This window comes from Ruegeria sp. YTSB088 (assembly GCF_059609825.1).
Genome location: NZ_JBXWMM010000006.1, coordinates 236529 through 254315, shown reverse-complemented (window position 1 = coordinate 254315; position 17787 = coordinate 236529). Strand labels below are relative to the sequence as shown.

General features: G+C 55.0%; 16 protein-coding genes. 9 read left to right on the top strand and 7 right to left on the bottom strand.

Features of this window, described 5'->3' with window-relative positions; genetic code table 11:
- Positions 1-85: 85 nt before the first annotated feature.
- The 7 genes from AC2FFA_RS12010 to AC2FFA_RS11980 all read left to right on the top strand — a co-directional run bounded on the left by AC2FFA_RS12010 (position 86) and on the right by AC2FFA_RS11980 (position 7681).
- The gene (locus tag AC2FFA_RS12010; RefSeq protein WP_496851809.1) at positions 86-388 is read left to right on the top strand and encodes a DUF6525 family protein; all 303 of its coding nucleotides are present in this window, start codon (positions 86-88) and stop codon (positions 386-388) included.
- Between the two features lie 248 nt (positions 389-636).
- Positions 637-2313, top strand: a complete 1677-nt coding sequence (gene rpsA / locus AC2FFA_RS12005) for a 30S ribosomal protein S1 (protein WP_117869783.1) — start codon at positions 637-639, stop codon at positions 2311-2313.
- Between the two features lie 270 nt (positions 2314-2583).
- On the top strand, positions 2584-2868 hold the full coding sequence (gene ihfB, locus AC2FFA_RS12000; RefSeq protein WP_496685153.1) for an integration host factor subunit beta: 285 nt from the start codon (positions 2584-2586) through the stop codon (positions 2866-2868).
- Between the two features lie 7 nt (positions 2869-2875).
- Positions 2876-3226 carry a lipopolysaccharide assembly protein LapA domain-containing protein gene (locus tag AC2FFA_RS11995; protein ID WP_162896806.1) on the top strand — a complete coding sequence of 117 codons (351 nt, stop codon included), beginning with the start codon at positions 2876-2878 and terminating at the stop codon, positions 3224-3226.
- Positions 3227-3237: 11 nt separating this feature from the next.
- Positions 3238-3879: a phosphoribosylanthranilate isomerase gene (locus AC2FFA_RS11990; protein WP_496685156.1), complete on the top strand. Its 642-nt coding sequence runs from the start codon at positions 3238-3240 to the stop codon at positions 3877-3879.
- A gap of 234 nt (positions 3880-4113) precedes the next feature.
- Complete coding sequence (gene trpB, locus AC2FFA_RS11985; RefSeq protein ID WP_496676528.1) at positions 4114-5361, top strand: tryptophan synthase subunit beta; 1248 nt, start codon at positions 4114-4116, stop codon at positions 5359-5361.
- Positions 5362-6085: 724 nt separating this feature from the next.
- Positions 6086-7681 (top strand): Ig-like domain-containing protein, encoded by a 1596-nt coding sequence (locus AC2FFA_RS11980; RefSeq protein WP_496851808.1) that lies wholly within the window; start codon positions 6086-6088, stop codon positions 7679-7681.
- A 52-nt stretch (positions 7682-7733) separates the two neighbouring features.
- Here the strand turns inward: AC2FFA_RS11980 and AC2FFA_RS11975 are convergent, their stop codons facing one another.
- The 7 genes from AC2FFA_RS11975 to AC2FFA_RS11945 all read right to left on the bottom strand — a co-directional run bounded on the left by AC2FFA_RS11975 (position 7734) and on the right by AC2FFA_RS11945 (position 13762).
- Positions 7734-8108, bottom strand: coding sequence for a DUF2237 family protein (locus AC2FFA_RS11975; RefSeq protein WP_496851807.1), 375 nt, complete (start codon positions 8106-8108; stop codon positions 7734-7736).
- A 9-nt stretch (positions 8109-8117) separates the two neighbouring features.
- Positions 8118-9281, bottom strand: a complete 1164-nt coding sequence (locus AC2FFA_RS11970; protein WP_496851806.1) for a serine hydrolase domain-containing protein — start codon at positions 9279-9281, stop codon at positions 8118-8120.
- A gap of 83 nt (positions 9282-9364) precedes the next feature.
- Complete coding sequence (pth, locus tag AC2FFA_RS11965; protein ID WP_496851805.1) at positions 9365-10045, bottom strand: aminoacyl-tRNA hydrolase; 681 nt, start codon at positions 10043-10045, stop codon at positions 9365-9367.
- Positions 10046-10186: 141 nt separating this feature from the next.
- On the bottom strand, positions 10187-10840 hold the full coding sequence (locus AC2FFA_RS11960; RefSeq protein ID WP_117869775.1) for a 50S ribosomal protein L25/general stress protein Ctc: 654 nt from the start codon (positions 10838-10840) through the stop codon (positions 10187-10189).
- Between the two features lie 249 nt (positions 10841-11089).
- Entirely contained in the window at positions 11090-12256 is a 1167-nt protein-coding gene (locus tag AC2FFA_RS11955; protein WP_496685169.1) for an alpha-hydroxy acid oxidase, read from the bottom strand.
- A 147-nt stretch (positions 12257-12403) separates the two neighbouring features.
- A complete protein-coding gene (gene trpA, locus AC2FFA_RS11950) occupies positions 12404-13195 on the bottom strand; it encodes a tryptophan synthase subunit alpha (RefSeq protein ID WP_299898500.1) in 792 nt (263 codons plus the stop codon).
- Positions 13196-13273: 78 nt separating this feature from the next.
- Positions 13274-13762, bottom strand: coding sequence for an acyloxyacyl hydrolase (locus tag AC2FFA_RS11945; RefSeq protein WP_299898502.1), 489 nt, complete (start codon positions 13760-13762; stop codon positions 13274-13276).
- 202 nt (positions 13763-13964) lie between these two features.
- Between AC2FFA_RS11945 and ychF the strand changes: the two genes are divergently transcribed.
- Together ychF and AC2FFA_RS11935 are read left to right on the top strand one after the other, a co-directional pair.
- Positions 13965-15062, top strand: coding sequence for a redox-regulated ATPase YchF (ychF, locus tag AC2FFA_RS11940; RefSeq protein WP_117872830.1), 1098 nt, complete (start codon positions 13965-13967; stop codon positions 15060-15062).
- Positions 15063-15228: 166 nt separating this feature from the next.
- Positions 15229-17610, top strand: a complete 2382-nt coding sequence (locus AC2FFA_RS11935; protein ID WP_496851804.1) for an autotransporter family protein — start codon at positions 15229-15231, stop codon at positions 17608-17610.
- Positions 17611-17787: the final 177 nt, after the last annotated feature.

Here is a 17787-nt window from a genome sequence, read left to right as displayed (position 1 = left end):
GCGGGGCTTAAAGGTCCCGTCTTTTTTGCTTCCGACCCGCTCATCGTAGTGTAATGTAATCACATATATCTCACGAAGGGCGAATGTGGTGCGACAACAGAAGAAACAAGGGCAAACAAGGGGTCGGAACTTGCAGAGCAGCCTCAAACGCCGGAGACGACAGGCGGCACCAATGCAGGTATACGATTCTTTGCCGTCAGGTTTGCGGCAGTGGTTGGCCACGGCAAGCTTGCCGTGGAGCCCCGTTTCGGCGCAGAAGATCTGGAACCGGGCTGGAGGTGCGCACAACCCTTCCGCAGCGCTGATGAGACTGGACGCAATCGAACAGGCCATGCTGCGGCGCGATGCCGGGGTTTGGACTTTCAAAACCTGCAACGAGCCCAGGTAAAGACCTTCCAAACCTTGAAAACATGGGCTTTGCCCTTGCACATACCGGGGAATCCGCTTATACGCGCGCTGTCTATACAAGGGCGGTCAACGTCCGGAAGACGTTTCTGAGCAGGGCCGGGTTACCTCGGCCCTTTGTGTTTGTTTGCTCAGGGGCGTACCGGGTCACGTCCGAAGACATCATGAATCAAGACCGGCGGAGACAACCGCTCGGCCAGTAAAAACGTATGTAAAGGAAAACACTGCCAGATGGCTGATACAACCATGGAGGAATTCGAAGCCCTCCTGAACGAAAGCTTCGAAATGGACACGCCCGAAGAGGGTTCTGTTGTCAAAGGCAAGGTACTGGCGATCGAAGCCGGCCAGGCCATCATCGACGTTGGCTACAAAATGGAAGGCCGCGTTGATCTGAAAGAATTCGCAAATCCTGGCGAAGCCCCTGAAATCGCTGTTGGCGATGAGGTAGAAGTCTACCTGCGCGCCGCAGAAAACGCCCGTGGCGAAGCCGTCATCTCACGCGAGATGGCCCGCCGTGAAGAGGCATGGGACCGTCTGGAAAAAGCATATGCCGACGACCAGCGCGTCGAAGGTGCAATCTTTGGTCGTGTCAAAGGTGGCTTCACCGTCGATCTGGGTGGCGCAGTTGCGTTCCTGCCCGGTTCGCAGGTTGATGTTCGCCCCGTGCGCGACGCTGGCCCGCTGATGGGTCTGAAGCAGCCGTTCCAGATCCTGAAAATGGACCGCCGCCGTGGCAACATCGTTGTTTCGCGTCGTGCTATCCTGGAAGAATCGCGTGCTGAACAGCGTGCCGAAGTCATTGGCAACCTGACCGAAGGTCAGACCGTCGAGGGTGTCGTCAAGAACATCACCGAATACGGTGCATTCGTTGACCTGGGCGGCGTTGACGGACTGCTGCACGTCACCGACATGGCATGGCGCCGTGTGAACCACCCATCCGAGATCCTGACGATCGGCGAAACCATCAAGGTTCAGGTCATCAAGATTAACAAAGAGACCCATCGCATCAGCCTGGGCATGAAGCAGTTGCAGGAAGATCCATGGGATCTGGTTGCTGCCAAGTACCCGCTGGGCTCGGTCCACCAGGGTCGCGTCACCAACATCACCGACTACGGCGCGTTCGTCGAGTTGGAAGCCGGTGTCGAAGGTCTGGTGCACGTATCCGAGATGTCCTGGACCAAGAAAAACGTCCACCCCGGCAAGATCGTTTCGACCAGCCAGGAAGTCGACGTCATGGTTCTGGAAATCGACGGCGCCAAGCGTCGCGTGTCTCTGGGCCTGAAGCAGACTCAGCGCAACCCATGGGAAGTGTTTGCAGAAACACACCCCGAGGGCACCGAGGTCGAAGGCGAAGTCAAGAACATCACCGAATTCGGTCTGTTCATTGGCCTCGAAGGCGACATCGACGGCATGGTTCACCTGTCGGACCTGTCCTGGGACGAGCGCGGCGAGGATGCCATCCAAAACTACCGTAAAGGCGACGTCGTTCAGGCGGTTGTCTCGGAAGTTGACGTTGAAAAAGAGCGTATCTCGCTTTCGATCAAAGCCTTGGGCGGTGACAAGTTCGCCGAAGCCGTGGGCGGCGTGAAGCGTGGTTCGATCGTGACAGTCGAAGTGACCGCAATCGAGGACGGCGGCATCGAGGTGGAATACGAAGGCATGAAATCCTTCATCCGCCGTTCGGACCTGTCGCGTGACCGTGCCGAACAACGCCCCGAGCGTTTCTCGGTCGGTGACAAGGTCGACGTTCGCGTCACAAATGTCGACAGCAAGACCCGCCGTCTGGGCCTGTCGATCAAGGCACGCGAGATCGCCGAAGAGAAAGAGGCCGTGCAACAGTATGGTTCCTCCGACTCGGGTGCATCTCTGGGTGATATCCTGGGTGCAGCGCTGAAGTCTGGCGACTAAGCCAAGGCCGCATCCCGAGTAAGGTTTTCGGCCTCGCATGACAGTGCGGGGCCGTTTTTGTTGCGAATCAATGTGTTCCGAACCGCGGGGTTAATGAGGGGATTGTTCGCGCAATAAGTGTGGAAATTGGCCTGACAAGCAAAATTTCGCGTGAGAATATGGCAAAATAAAGCCTCAACACGCAGAGTATCCGTTCCCCCTTTCCGGGTTTTTTCCTATACTGTCAAAACAGTAGACCTGTCACACCGGCTGCCTGGGAGGGTATCACGCATGATCCGTTCAGAATTGATTCAGAAAATCGCTGACGAAAACCCACATCTCTATCAGCGTGATGTCGAGCGGATCGTGAACACTGTATTCGAGGAAGTCACAGACGCCATGGCGCGCGGTGACCGTGTCGAGTTGCGGGGATTCGGCGCGTTTTCCGTAAAAAAACGCGACGCGCGAATTGGACGCAACCCACGCACGGGTGAAACGGTGCAGGTCGAAGAAAAATGTGTGCCGTTTTTCAAAACTGGCAAGTTGCTCAGGGATCGATTGAACGGTAAAGCCTGACACTATGATGAGTTATCTTCGATATGCTTTTTTGGCAGCCCTCGGGATCGTCCTGATCTCAGTGTCTCTTGCCAATGTTCAACCCGTTAAGCTGAAACTGATGCCCGATGCTCTGGCCGAGCTTCTGGGCTTTAACCTCAGTGCGTCACTGCCGCTGTTTCTGGTGGTTTTGGGCGGTGTGGCAGCAGGATTGGTTATAGGCTTCCTGTGGGAATGGCTGCGAGAACACAAGCACCGCCGCGACGCGACCGTGAAGAAAACCGAAGTGCGCAAGCTTGAGCGAGAAGTCAAGAAGCTTAAGAAAAAGCAAAACGAAGGCAAGGACGACGTTCTTGCCCTTCTGGATGAGGCAAGCTGAGCCTAAACGCAATGCCTGACGTTCGGTTCAAAATCTGCGGTCTGACCGCGCCAGAGCATGTGCGTGCTGCGGCCGAAGCCGGGGCGGGTTATGTTGGATTTGTTTTCTTCCCGAAATCGCCACGCAATCTGGACGTTTCGCAGGCAGCAGAACTGGCGCATCTCGTCCCTGTTGGTGTTGCTAAAGTGGCTCTGGTCGTGAATGCCACTGACGAAGAGCTGGACGAGATCGTTTCGACTGTGCCGCTAGATATGCTTCAATTGCACGGCAAGGAATCGCCCGAACGGGTGACCGAACTGCGCGAGCGGTTTGGTTTGCCGGTAATGAAGGCCATCGGTGTGGCCGAAGCCGAGGATCTGGCGGCCATCGATCTTTACTCAGAAGTGGCTGATCAACTGCTGATCGATGCGAAACCGCCCAGAGAATCGGAATTGCCGGGCGGTAACGGGTTGGCTTTTGACTGGCGGCTGCTGGCCGGGCGGAAGTACTGGCGGCGCCCTTGGATGCTGGCCGGTGGCCTGACACCCCAGAATGTTGCCGAAGCTGTCCGGATGACGGGTGCCCGTCAGGTGGATGTCTCGTCCGGTGTTGAAAGCGCGCCGGGTGTAAAAGATGCGGACTTGATCCGCGACTTTGCAACCGCTCTCGGGTGATCTGATACACAACTTGCTGCGTATCTCTCGAAATGGAGGGATGGAGTATGCTGGCAGCGGACCGCTTGGCCGATGTGAACAGTTTTCACCAATTTCCATGCATCGGCATCGCCAGCTCTGAGCAGGCGATCCAGGTTTGGCGTCAAAGCACTCAGGCGGCAGAATGATGCGTTTTGGCATGGCAAATCCCTTCGCCACCACCTATGAACATCGAATACGACGAGGGAGACACCCATGGCCAACGATCTTTTCAATTCCTTCATGTCCGGCCCTGACGAACAGGGACGTTTCGGCATCTTCGGCGGGCGTTTTGTCAGTGAAACACTGATGCCGCTGATCCTGTCGCTGGAAGAGGAATACAACAAGGCCAAGGATGATCCGACCTTCTGGGCCGAAATGGATGACCTGTGGGCAAACTATGTGGGTCGTCCTTCGCCGCTGTATTTCGCGGAGCGCCTGACCGAACATCTGGGTGGGGCGAAGATCTATCTGAAACGTGACGAGCTGAACCACACCGGGGCACACAAGATCAACAACGTGCTGGGCCAGATCATTCTGGCGCGGCGCATGGGCAAGACGCGGATCATTGCTGAAACCGGGGCAGGGCAACACGGCGTGGCGACCGCTACCGTGTGTGCCAAGTTTGGCTTGAAATGCATCGTCTACATGGGCGCACATGACGTACAGCGTCAGGCCCCGAACGTATTCCGTATGCGTCTTCTGGGGGCCGAGGTGATCCCTGTGACCTCGGGTCGCGGGACACTTAAAGACGCTATGAACGACGCATTGCGCGATTGGGTGACCAATGTGCGTGACACGTTCTACTGTATCGGCACTGTGGCTGGTCCGCACCCCTATCCGGCAATGGTCCGCGATTTCCAGTCAATCATAGGCAAGGAAGCGAAAGAGCAGATGATGAAGGCCGAAGGCCGGTTGCCCGACACGATCATTGCGGCCATCGGCGGCGGTTCGAACGCGATGGGTTTGTTCTACCCGTTCCTCGACGACAAGGACGTCAACATCATAGGCGTCGAAGCGGGTGGAAAAGGTGTGAACGAGAAAATGGAACATTGCGCTTCCCTGACAGGCGGTCGGCCGGGCGTGCTGCACGGCAACCGGACCTATCTGCTGCAGGATGACGATGGCCAGATTCTCGAAGGTTATTCGATTTCAGCCGGGCTGGACTATCCGGGCATTGGGCCTGAGCATTCCTGGCTGCACGAGATAGGCCGCGCGAATTACGTCTCGATCACAGACAAGGAAGCGCTCGAGGCGTTCCAGCTTTGCTGCGCCACCGAGGGGATCATACCGGCGCTGGAGCCAAGTCACGCATTGGCACATGTGATGAAGATCGCACCGAAATTGCCCAAAGATCATCTGATCTGCATGAACATGTGTGGTCGCGGAGACAAGGACGTTCAGACCGTGGCCAAATATCTGAACTTCGACATGTCCGATACCGAAGGCCGTTCGGCAGATTGATTGGGAACCGGGGCCATGAGCCCCGGTTGTTCTTTCTCGGGCTCTGTAGCTGGAGAGAACATGAAAGAAATTATTCCTTGGCGACGGGTCCCGTGCTCCGAAGGTGGGTCGTGCAGAATGGCCAGAGCTGTGACATGTCCTTCGACAGCGGAATAACCTAAAAAGATTGTCACCAAGGCGCATTGAAGAACGATACAGAAGCCAGAAGATTCGCCGGCTGCCGTGAAATTGGGATCGACTTGCATGAATTTGTTTCCCAAAAAATACCAGTCGCGATCGTTATCTTCGATTGTTGCGATTGTTGCGGTTTTGCCGAGAATTAGTACCCGGCGCACCTTTAGCTTTTGCTTTGTACGGTCCTGGCTCGTTGAAAGGTTTCTCTGAGAAGACGCCTTGAAAACACAGGATTTCAGGATGCTTTCTGACTTGTTCCGCCTGTGCTTTAAGGTTTGTGCACGTCCATGTGACCCGCACGCCAAAGTTGAATCGTTTCCAATTCTATACAGCGTCTCAGAATTGATTTAACTATTTGGTAACTGGCGGTGTTGCGGCCGGTTCAGGGGAGTCTCTGCAGTAGATGGGACAATGGATGACGCTGTTCGGGACATAGTATCTTTGCCCCGGGCACCCTGGTGTTTAGCACCCTCGCGGTGCTGTAGGAGGTAAAATGGTTAGGTTCGCTATTTCGAGGCTCTTGTGTCTCTGTTTTCTGATTTCAGCACTCATGATCGGAAGCGCGAAAGAGGGCGCGGCCCTTGGGGGCGGCTTCATCATAACCTCGATTCCGACACCGAACGGGGGCAGCATCTTTTTTAACAATATCCCGCCTTCAGGCACTGCCTTTGTATCCCTGGGGGGGGCGGGGCAGGTTCCTGGCGGCAGTTTCTACTTTAACAACGGCATTCAGAACCTGACTGCGATCACCCCTGCCGGCCTGGCTTCCCTGGGCTATATCGGTGCGACCATTCTCAGTCAGGATGGCGCGAATTCCACCTATGCGGCAGATGGATATCTGGGGATTACGTTTACAGCGCGTGAATCCGTCGGCGGGCCGCTTTACCGCTACGAGATCGCATTGTCCGGAGTAGCGAATACCCAAATCGTCAACACACGTGTTCTGGTGGATACCACGCAGCCAACCGCAACGATCGGAGCTTTGACACCGACCGGCAGCGGAACTTTTCAAGCAACCATTACTCTGAGCGAGCCAAGTACCGACTTCACCGTAGGCGACCTGTCGGTCACGAATGCAACGGCTTCTATGACTGGGTCCGGCACCAGCTTTGTCGCCACTTTGACGCCTCAGAACAACGGAACCATCGAACTCTTCATTCCCGCAGGGGTGTTCTCGGATGCGGCCGGTAATCTGAACCTGGAATCTAACAGGGTCAGCACACTTCAAGCGGTGACAAATACTCAACGTCAGATTCAGGCATTTCAGAACGCCCGGGCCAACAGCCTTGTGACGAACCAGCCTAAACTGACCCAGTTTTTGCAACGTTCCGGGTCGGGTGTTCTGGACAGTTCTGTAACCCAGGGCTCAGGGTATCTGAATTTCGCCAGTGATCCGTCGCGTCCCGTCTGGTTCAGTTTGACCGGGAACTGGAGCTCGCAGGATGATTTTGATAGCTCCTATGCACTGGCTGTTGTCGGGGCTCATCGTCAGGTCAGTTCGAACCTGTTGATCGGTGCTATGCTTCAGTTCGACTATGCCGAAACGGAAAACGGCCCGGCCAGCGTGGATGGCACGGGCTGGCTGGTTGGTCCCTATGTGGTGGCAAAAATGCCCAATCATGCGGTTTTTTTCGAGGCGCGTGTTCTTTATGGACAAGCCGACAACAACATCTCTCCGTTTGGGACCTACGAGGACAGTTTCGACAGTGATCGCTGGCTGGTCCAGTCGCGCGTGACCGGTGAGATAAAGCGTGGCGCCCTGACATTGATGCCATTGCTGGACGTGAGCTATGCCAGTGACGATCAGAAAGCTTATACCGATAGTCTGGGCAATCTGATTCCACAGCAGGATTTCAGTTTGACGACGGCACGGCTGGGTATGGATTTCAGCCACCCGCTGCAAGTGTCACGTGGAGAGATGATGCTGACGGGTGGACTGTCAGGGATTTGGAGCACGACTTCTGGAACTGGCACCGCTCCCGGCGTGACGCCGATTGGCGACACCGCCCGTGCCCGCGCGGATCTGGGCCTGGACTATCGGCTGGAAAACAACAGCTTGCTTGCAGCAAACGTGTTCTATGATGGCATCGGTGAAAGCGGTTTTGAAAACTACAGCATCAGCCTGATCTGGCAAATGGCATTCTGAACCGGGGGCGAGACTGGATCGCGGATCAGGTTTCGCCCGGGCGCAATGGCCGTCAGGCATTCGCCTTGTTCTGAAGCAAGATATCAAGTGGCACAATCTCAAGCGCTTGTTGGTGTGTTGCTTCCAGGTGAACCTTTGGGGCACATCCTTCGTCATGGGCCTGTAGGAACCGGCTGGAACACAGACACCAGCTGTCACCGGGCTTGAGGCCCGGGAAATCGAATTCGGGCCGAGCCGTGCTCAGATCATTGCCGACGTATTTCGAGAATGCCAGAAACTCGGCCGTCATCACCGCACAAACGGTATGGCTGCCCTGATCCTCGGGGCAGGTATTGCACGCACCATCCCGAAAGAACCCGGTCAGAGGATCGCGTGAGCAGGGCGTCAGAACGCCGCCAAGTACATTGATACTGTCTTGCTTTTGCATGAAGGCACCTTACAGGCTTTCTGCGATCTTGCGGAACATTTCAATATTCTGGTCATTTACGCCAGTGTCGCGGAAATGCCGATCAGCGCCAGTAGACACAATCAGAACGCCGCGAGGTTGGTTGAAATAGATGTATTGCCCATACACGCCCCGGGCCAGAAACTCTCCCTCATGCGCGCCGCGTGGAATCCACCACTGATACCCATACCCAATCTTCCCCTGAGCGGTCGGTGCGCTGGGTTGAGTTGCCTCGAATATCCAGTCGGCGGGCACCACTTGCCGGCCGTTCAATTCCCCATCTTGCAGGATCATTTGCCCGAACCGTGCAAAGTCACGTGTCGTGAAGTTTAAACCACCCAGAACAAAAGCGACCCCGGCGCCGTCGGTGACATAGAATCCGTCGCGCTCAAGGCCCAAGGGCTGAAGAATTCTTTCTGTCAAAAGATCCGCAACACTGCGACCGGTCGCCCCGCGTATCACCATGCCCAATACATGGGTGTCTATGGAAACGTATTGCCAGGTTTCACCGGGGGGCGCGAAACTGTCCTGCAATGAGGCCGCGAAATCGTCCAATTCACCGCCTAGGGCAATCACACGGCCCATCCTGTTGATGTCAGACTTCGGGTCCAGATAATCCTCGTCGAACGTGACGCCGCTGGCCATATTCAGAACGTTCCGTATTGTCGCCGTGTTATATGCGCTGTCTGCAAGTTTGGGGGCGTAATTGACGACGGGATCATCCAATGAATCGATTACGCCCTCTTGCAGGAGAATGCCGAAAAGCGCCGACAGATAGCTTTTTGCCACTGACCAGGAAATCCGGCGGTCATCGGGACCGGTGCCCAGATAGTATTCCTCGAACCGGATCTTGCCGTTCTGCATGATGAGCAAAGAAGTAACAGAGCGTTCATTGATCCAATTGTCAGTGCCTTCAGGAAGATCGAAACCTTCGCCGTAGGGCAGCTCCCATGTTGGGGTGTTTCCACGCGGCAGATCCACGGTCAGAAATGCTTCATCCATGTGCGAAAAGTTGTGAACGATCTTGTCCTCGGAAAACAGAGAGTTCACCGCCATCAGGCGCTGTAACTCTTCGCGTTTCCAAAGCCCAATTGCAGCGGCGGCCAGAGCCAACGCCAGCACAATGCGCAGAACCCATTTCAGTATGGATCGCATCGTAAAGCCTCCATTGTTTACAGGTATTTGAACGCGGGCGTCCCGTTTTCGCAACGCCGACGTAACGGAAACAGGGCACCGAGCTATTTGAACTTGTCCAACAGCTTTTGCATGGCGGACCGTTCGTCGACCGGTGGATCAGGAGGTTCCTTAGGCGCGGTTTCGGCTTTCGGCCCGGCCGTCTTGGACGACCGAGGCGGCGCAGTGCGCAGGGCAACCGCGTTCATGAATTTTCCACCATCATCCCGCGCCAGATGGGACGCTCCGTCCGAAACTCCCCGAAGGACGTCATCCAGCCAGTCAGCCTCCGATTTCGCAAAGTCGCTCAGGACATAAGCCGAGACCATTTCTTTGCGGCCCGGATGTCCGATGCCAAGTCGTACACGATCATAGGCAGCGCCAATATGGTCGTGGATCGAGCGCAATCCATTGTGTCCCGCGTGTCCACCGCCCGCCTTGACGCGCACTTTGCCCGGGGCGAGGTCCAACTCGTCGTGAAACACAACAACATCAGTGGAGTCGAGCTTGTAGAAACGCATAGCTTCACCCACGGATTGACCGGACTGGTTCATGAAGGTTTGCGGTTTCAGCAACAGGATTTTTTCAGAGCCCACGCGACCTTCCGAGATCTCACCCTGAAACTTGGATTTCCATGGACCAAACCCATGGTCCTCTGCAATCCGGTCCACAGCCATAAACCCGATGTTGTGCCGGTTCCGGGCGTATTTCTGCCCAGGGTTTCCCAATCCGACAAAGAGTTTCATGACCATACTCCGCCTCTGTAGCCTTGAGGCAATGTGATGCCCGGAATTGCCAGGAAAATCCAGCCAGCGCCGAGCGTCTTGACCATAAAAAAACGGGGCTCGTCAGAACCCCGTTTCAAAATCCAGACGATTGATCCGGATTTATTCTTCTTCTTTGCCGACGACTTCGACTTCATCGACTGCAACTTCAGCCTCTTCATCTTCGTCGTCGTCGCTTGTTGCCAGACCTGTCGGAGCCGAGACGTTTGCAATCACGAAGTCACGGTCGATGGTCGGCTTGGTGCCTTCGGGCAAGACAACCGATGAAATGGTGACGACGTCGTTGATGTTCATTCCGGCTACATCAACGGTGATCTTCTCAGGAATCTCACCCGCGGTGCACAACAGCTCGACTTCCGGACGGACAACTGTCAGAACGCCGCCCTTCTTGATGCCGGGGGCTTCATCTTCGTTGATGAATTCAACTGGAATGTACAGCGCGATCTTCGTGGTCCGGCGCAGGCGCATCAGGTCCAGGTGGGTCGGCAGGTCTTTGACGATATCACGCTGAACATCGCGGCAGATGACACGAACGTCTTCATGGCCTTCGACCTTCAGGTTCCACAGGGTCGATTTGAAGCGACCGGCTTTCAGGCGCTTGAACAGTTCGTTGAACGGGATCTGAATTGCCAGCGGATCTTTGTCGCCGCCAAATACAACACCCGGAACCATGCCTTCGCGGCGTGTTTTACGAGCGGCGCCCTTGCCTGTCCCCGTCCGTTCCAGAGCTACGAGATCAGGAATCTCTCCAGCCATGATAATTCTCCAATGTTAGGGCGGGTATCCTCCAAGGCTGTATACCCGCGTGAAGCCGCGTCCTTATCTCGATTCACCACGTTTGGAAAGGGGTAATTCATACCTTGTCATTTTGCGGAGCTTAACCTCGCGCTCCGGGGTACTTCTCGCAAGATCAGTGATGGGTCCGCTGCTTCATCTGGCTCCAAATATCCTGGGGGAGGCGCCCGGAACGGGCGGCGGGGGCAGAGCCCCTAAACTCCCGCGGAATCAGCCTTGCCAACGACCGCCAAAACCCTCTGGTACCAGAAGGTTATGCGACCCCAGCGCGTCGACGGTTTTTTCACCGCACAGCGCCATTGTTGTGTCGAGTTCCTTCTGGATCACCTCCAGCGCGGTGGTAACGCCTTTCTGGCCCATGGCACCCAGGCCATAAACAAATGCGCGGCCGATATACGTCCCCTTGGCCCCCAGCGCCAACGCTTTGAGCACGTCCTGACCTGAGCGGATACCACTATCCAGATGCACTTCGATATCATTGCCAACAGCGTCCATGATCTCGGGCAATACCCGGATCGAACTGAGCGCGCCGTCCAACTGACGTCCGCCATGGTTCGACACGACAATGGCATCGGCCCCCAGCTTGGCCGCCATTTTGGCATCTTCCGCGTCAAGGATACCTTTCAGGATCACTTTTCCGCCCCACTGTTCCATCAGCTTTTCGACCTTGCCCCAGTCGAGGGTGGGGTCGAACTGTTCAGCGGTCCAGGCCCCCAGTGAAGACGCGTCCGAGATGCCTTGCACATGTCCCACAATATTACCGAACTCGCGCCGCTTGGCCCCCAGCATTTCAATGCCCCATGCCCATTTGGTCATCAGGTTTGCGATGGTCTTTGCGGTCAGCTTGGGTGGTGCGGACAGACCGTTCTTCAGGTCTTTGTGCCGTTGGCCCAGAATCTGCAGATCCAACGTGATCACCAGCGCCGAACACCCGGCGTCCTTGGCCCGCTGGATCAGACGGCTGACATAGTCAGCGTCCTTCATCGTGTAGAGCTGAAACCAGAATGGTTTTTCGGTGTGCTCGGCCACGTCTTCGATCGAGTTGATCGACATGGTTGAAAGGGTGAAGGGAACTCTAAAATCTTCGGCAGCTTTTGCGGCTTTCATCTCTCCGTCCGCATGCTGCATCCCCGTTAACCCAACCGGAGCCAGCGCAACCGGCATCGAGACCTGCTGTCCAATCATTTCTGAGGCAGTTGAACGTCCGGACATATCAACGGCAACGCGCTGGCGCAGGCGAATTTTTTCAAAGTCGGAACTGTTTTCGCGGAATGTCTGTTCCGTCCAGCTGCCGCTTTCAGCGTAATCGTAGAACATCCGCGGTACGCGACGCTCATAGATGCGCCTGAGGTCTTCAATGTTGGTTATCACAGGCATGTCTCAGACCTCCGAACTTACTGGTTAGTTTTCCTTACCAATGCAAGTCAAAGGCTGCAATGATCTGGCCTGGTGTCGGGCGGTCAAAAAAGCCTGCCGCAGAGCACTCTGCGGCAGGCTTTTTATCGTATTGATTTATCCGCCGGATCAGGCGCTATGGGCGCCATCCGACAGGGACTTTACAAAATCCAGCACTTCGTCGACCGGCTTGCCTGCACCGATCTGGCTGACGATCGCTGATCCGACTACGGCACCATCTGCCACTGACGCGATATTGCGGGACTTCTCGGGCGTGTTGATGCCAAAGCCCACAATCACCGGCAGCTCGGTCGCGGCCTTGATGCGGGCAACCTCGGGCGCCACATCCGTTGCCTGCGCCTCGGCCGCGCCGGTGATGCCAGTGATCGAGACGTAATATACGAAGCCCGAGGTGTTCTGCAGAACCCGCGGCAGGCGCTGGTCGTCCGTGGTAGGTGTCGCAAGACGAATGAAGTTCAGACCCGCTGCCTGAGCAGGCAGGCAAAGCTCTTCGTCTTCCTCGGGTGGCAGATCCACGATGATCAGCCCGTCAATGCCGGCTTCTTTTGCATCTGCCAGAAATACGTCAACGCCCCGGCTGTAAATCGGGTTGTAATACCCCATCAGGACAATTGGCGTAGTGTCGTTTGTTTCCCTGAAGGCGCGCGCCAAATCCAATGTACGTTGCAACGTCATCCCGCCATCCAGCGCGCGTTGGCCCGCCGCCTGAATCGTAGGGCCATCCGCCATCGGATCTGTAAAGGGCAAACCCAGTTCGATGACGTCCACGCCTGCGCCGGGCAAGCCTTTGACCACGTCGAGCGAGGTGTCATAGTCAGGGTCCCCTGCCATGACATAGGCAACAAAAGCCTTCTTTCCTTCGGCTTTCAGGGCGGCAAACTTAGCGTCGATACGGGTCATCGGATGTCCTTGCACTCGGGTTTGGACCCGTGTGCAGAAACTTTGGCGGAAAATCAATCCCACCGATGCACGAGCAGGTCAGAAGCCCAGATGGTACCGCACCAGAAATGCATTTACGCCCGGGTTTTCGTGGTTTGTACTGGCATTGGACTTGTGTGTGATAGCAACGGACACGCTGTTACCATTGTTCAGGTTGTATCCCAGACCAAAAAGGCTACGGATTTGAAAATCGCCACCCAAGTCATTCAGGTCATTGCCAGCATTGTAGTATCCGGGCATGACACTGCCTTCGACGAACCATCGATTACTAAACGAATACAGCCCGATCAAACCTGCACCGATGTGGGTATCGCCGTCTTCATCTATGGACAAAGCCGCCCCCCAGCCCGCGCTGAACCGCTTGGCTTGGTGAAAGGGCCTGTGTTGATATTCAAGTGAGATCAGTGCCTGATCTTCGGACACGTCTTCGGAAAAATCAGCATACCCCGCGCCAAAAACAATAGTTTGAGCATGGGCTGATACGGAGGCTGTAGAAGCCAAAACAGCTGTAAGAAAAAGCGTTCTCATAGTTTCCCGCCAGTAAAAATTCGATCGTGCAATGCTAAGTGGTTATCGTAGGGCATTTTTTTCAGTTCCCACAAGAACACGTTTTGGGAACGTTTTTGTGATGTTGCGAACGGGAGTCAGCAAAATGCACCTCCAGCATTTGCTTGCGCATTGATGCGGACCTGCATAGAAGCTGCGTTCGTATTCTATGCAGGAGGCCGATATGGGCTTTAAAATGGGAATCGTGGGTCTGCCGAACGTGGGCAAGTCGACCCTGTTCAATGCGTTGACCAAAACCGCTGCCGCGCAAGCCGCGAACTTCCCATTCTGCACCATCGAGCCCAACGTCGGCGATGTGGCCGTGCCAGATGACAGGCTGGACAAATTGGCAGCAATCGCCACGTCAAAACAGATCATCCCGACGCGGATGACATTCGTGGATATCGCCGGTCTGGTGAAGGGGGCCTCGAAAGGCGAGGGGCTGGGCAACCAGTTTCTGGCAAATATTCGCGAGGTCGATGCCATTGCCCATGTCTTGCGCTGTTTCGAAGATGGCGACGTGACCCATGTAGAAGGCCGCATCGATCCGGTGGCCGACGCCGAGACCATTGAAACCGAGTTGATGCTGGCTGATCTGGAAAGCATCGAAAAGCGCCGCGCCAACCTGGTGCGCAAACTGAAAGGCAACGACAAAGAGGCACAACAGCAGGAACGCCTGCTTGCCGAAGCGCAGGAGATGCTGGAGGACGGCAAACCTGCGCGTCTGGTCGAAGTTTCGGACGAAGACGCCAAAGCCTGGAAGATGTTGCAACTGCTGACCACCAAGCCGGTTCTTTATGTCTGTAACGTGTCCGAGGAAGAAGCCGCTGAAGGCAACGAATACTCGGCGAAAGTCGCCGAAATGGCTGCCGCCCAGGGCAATTCTCATGTCATCATCAGCGCCAAGATCGAAGAAGAGATCAGCCTGCTTGAAGCGGACGAGGCACAGATGTTCCTTGAGGAAATGGGTCTGGAAGAGCCCGGCCTCGACCGTCTGATCCGTGCCGGTTACGACCTGCTCAAGCTGGAAACCTATTTCACAGTCGGCCCGAAAGAAGCCCGCGCCTGGACCATCCCTACGGGCACTGCTGCACCGCAAGCGGCTGGTGTCATTCATGGTGATTTCGAAAAGGGTTTCATCCGCGCCGAGACCATCGCCTATAACGACTTTATTGCCTGCAACGGCGAGCAAGGGGCCAAAGAGGCAGGCAAAATGCGGGCCGAGGGAAAAAGCTACATCGTCAAGGATGGCGATGTGATGCACTTCTTGTTCAATACGTAACAGCAGAGTGCTTCCGCTTGGCTGAGCACCTTACGGGTAGTGCTTTGGTGAGGTTGCCGTCATGCAACAAAAACCAAAATATGCGATCTTACATATATCAATTAGTATGTTTCGATTTGATTGCTGAGTAATGCTTGCTTGCTTGATCGGAAGTAGGAGACACATTGTGGCACTCAAAGGCTCGAACCTTTTTAATCGAAACGCACAGAGTGCTACTTTGGCGGGAGTCCCCCTCGCGATCTCAGCTTATTTGTTGTTGCCGGGCGACGCGCATGCCCAATCTTGCATAGAACTGGGGGCTCCGCGGGTAGAGTATTCATCAGGATCTGAAACCACTCTTGCAAATCAAACTATCTCGACAACTCAGCGAACTTGTCTCCCTATCCCAAATGGACCAATTACAGGGCTTACTATTGGGAACTCAACTATTACGTCCTCAGGCGAAATCGAGTTGTATGTCCCAGGCCAAAACCAGATTCCAGACAGAGCGTCAGTATTGACTTTGTTGAATGTTGATGTCGCGGCAGGCAGTGGAGACTTTGTGTCCCGGGAAGCCTTGGCTACCAATATCAACGGGAAACTTCGCGTGAATCTCATCGGGACTTCGATTGGTTCCGGCAGGTCGATGACTTTTGCTCCATTTAATGGAGCAAGTATCGATCCTACAGAAGCTTATTTCCAGTCAGACCGCCCTTTAACCTACGATAACCTGACCGTCATTGGTGCCACCGATGTCGTGTTCGGTGCCTACTATATTCAAACGCTGGTTGCTGAGGCTTCAGATTTTACGTTGACGAATAGTTCCATATTTTCAACTAGCAAAGTGGCAATAGCAGCGGGTACGACGGTTCGGCTCGATGCTGCCAGCAGTTTGAACACCGTAAATTTCCAAAATTTTGGCACGTTGGCAGGAAATGGAACAGTAAATGTACTCAATTTCACTGTAAACGGCGGCTTCACTATGAAAAACGGCGGCGTTCTCTCGCCGGGCTTTTCAATTGGGACGCTAAACATCAACGGGCCTATGTCCTTTGATCGAGGATCGACGATATTGTCAGAAGTTGACCCAACAGCCCCACAAAATGCGGACTTGGTTTCGTCAACAGGTGCTGTTACTGGGATCAACAATGCGACGATACAAGTTGAAGCCGCTCGCCCTGGCCTGACTGCGCAAGACTATGCTGCCGGCAACAATTATACTGTTTTTCAAGCTTCAAGTTTTGATGGAGACTCACCGACGCTCGTTGCAGGTGGATCTCTGCCAGCTTTGTCTAATCTGACGATAGCCAATACGCCCACCGCAGATGGTCAGGTTGACATTGCGTTCACTGCGTTGCCGGTCTCAAGCTTACCGCAAAACCCGGTGGTCACCGGTTCCCCAAATGCGAGCAACCTTGCGGGTGCGGTTGCAACTACCACAACTATGTCGCCCGGGACGACGCTGACTAATGGATCAACCTTGGGCAATACGATCAACACATTGACAAACTCAGGCTTGGCCAGTTTCAATCAGGTCCACGCAGAACCATACTCCTCAAACCTGACGGTCGGGCTCGAGCAACTTGACCTGATAACTAACACAGTGCTGAGCCACGCTGACTGCCGCAAGTATCAAGCGGTCGGCTTCAGTAATGAGGATCAACCCGTTGCAGCAGGCGAAATCGGCGCGGCCCAAAGCCCCAGCGGCGCAATAGACTGCTCTGATCGGCGCTGGTGGATCGACACGGCCTATGTGAGCGGGGACGTTGATGGAAGTAACGGTCTGGGGACATTCGGCTATTCGCTCGGCACCATTTTGGTTGGTGCGGATGTCTTCAGTTCGGAAAGAGGGGTCGTTGGCGTGTACGCTGGATTCGGGACGTCCTCCATGGATGAGCACGATCAAGTCGATCAGGACTTTTCGACCGACAGCTATCACGCTGGCGTCTACGGGCGTACTACGACCGGAACGTGGGAGTTCTCCGGGCTGATCGGTTACATGTTCGGTGAAACTGACGCCAAGCGGAATAACCCATCTGTAGATGGGTTTACGGGAGGCGAGGCAAAGTCGGATTTGGACCAAGAAGGCATTCACGCCGGTATCCAAGCACGGAAGCTGTTTAATCTGGACAGTGGCGCAAGAGTTTCCACGGTTTTCGGACTAAACTACGGGCGCATCCAACAAGGCTCTGGAACAGAAACCGGAGGCGGCGATTTCAACTATTCAATTGAAAAAGCGGATGCAGAGTCTTTGGTCGCTTCGATTGGCGTCGACTATCAACGGGACTTCTTGAGTGAAAATGGTGTGCTAACCCCAATTGCCTTTGCTCGCTACGAGTACGACTTTTTTGCCAACAAGGATGGTGAGCATGAAGTCACGGTTACAAGCCCGATATTTGGGACATTTACACAGGTCGGGCAAAACCGAGGAGCCAACGGCTTCGTTCTCGGGTTGGGGCTAGGGTATCAAATATCTGAGCAAGCCAGACTAACAGCAGGATACGGCTATTCGGTACGTTCAAATGGTCAAGAACATGGTTTGGGGGCAAATCTTAGTGTTCGATTCTGATTTCGTGACACAGTTGTTTCTTTTTTGACATCATACACGTTGACCACAGTTGTTGGGGCAATCATCGATGAGCCCTGTGGACGTCAGCTTTGTCCCGCATACCGACTACCGGAATGGTCCCGGAACTGCCCGGATTGGTATTCTGTATCTGAGGTTGCAGCTGTTTTTCGACGTGTC